2 protein-coding genes are annotated in these 754 nt (G+C 56.0%); both read left to right on the top strand.

Annotation, left to right across the window (positions count from 1 at the left end; genetic code table 11):
- A partial coding sequence (locus tag MD273_RS19275) for a carboxyl transferase domain-containing protein (protein WP_285229181.1) occupies positions 1 to 574 on the top strand: 574 nt, incomplete at its 5' end.
- Between the two features lie 23 nt (positions 575 to 597).
- Positions 598 to 754, top strand: a 157-nt coding sequence (locus tag MD273_RS19270; RefSeq protein ID WP_502846079.1) for an acyl-CoA carboxylase subunit epsilon, incomplete at its 3' end; no start/stop codon positions are given.

The raw sequence follows: 754 nt of genomic DNA, 5'->3' as shown, positions 1-754 counted from the left end.
GTTCGCTGGCTGCCTGGACATCGACTCCTCTGAGAAGGCAGCTCGCTTCGTCCGCACCTGCGACGCGTTCAACATCCCAATCGTCATGCTTGTCGACGTCCCCGGCTTCCTCCCAGGCGCAGGCCAGGAGTACGGTGGCATTCTGCGTCGTGGCGCAAAGCTGCTCTACGCATACGGCGAAGCAACCGTTCCAAAGATCACCGTCACCATGCGTAAGGCTTACGGCGGAGCGTACTGCGTGATGGGTTCCAAGGATATGGGCGCTGACCTCGTATTCGCTTGGCCTACCGCACAGATCGCCGTCATGGGCGCTTCAGGTGCTGTTGGATTTATCTACCGTAAGGAACTCAAGCAGGCTGCCACCGAAGGCAAGGACGTTGCTGAGGTCATGAAGGGCTACGAGCAGGAGTACGAAGAAACTCTGGTCAACCCTTATGTCGCAGCTGAGCGTGGCCTGGTTGATGCCGTTATCCCACCTTCTGAGACCCGCGGCCAGATCATTGAGGGTCTGCGTCTGCTGGATCGCAAGGTGGTCAATGTTCCTGCTAAAAAGCACGGTAACATTCCACTATAGAAACTGTTTTTTAAAGGAGAACCATGTCTGAAGAAACCACTCAGGACACCAAGGCTGCAGAGAAGCCTTTTCTGCAGATCGTATCTGGCAACCCAACCGATCAAGAGGTTGCTGCCTTGACCGTGGTGTTCGCTGGTTTGGCTAAAGCTGCCGCTGCACAGCAGATGGTGTCGGCAAGCA

It is taken from the genome of Marinobacter sp. C7 (assembly GCF_022343555.1).
In the GTDB taxonomy this organism is placed as follows: Bacteria; Pseudomonadota; Gammaproteobacteria; order Pseudomonadales; family Oleiphilaceae; genus Marinobacter.
Note: the sequence above shows the minus strand (reverse complement) of the source record. Positions and strands in the feature narration are given on the sequence as shown.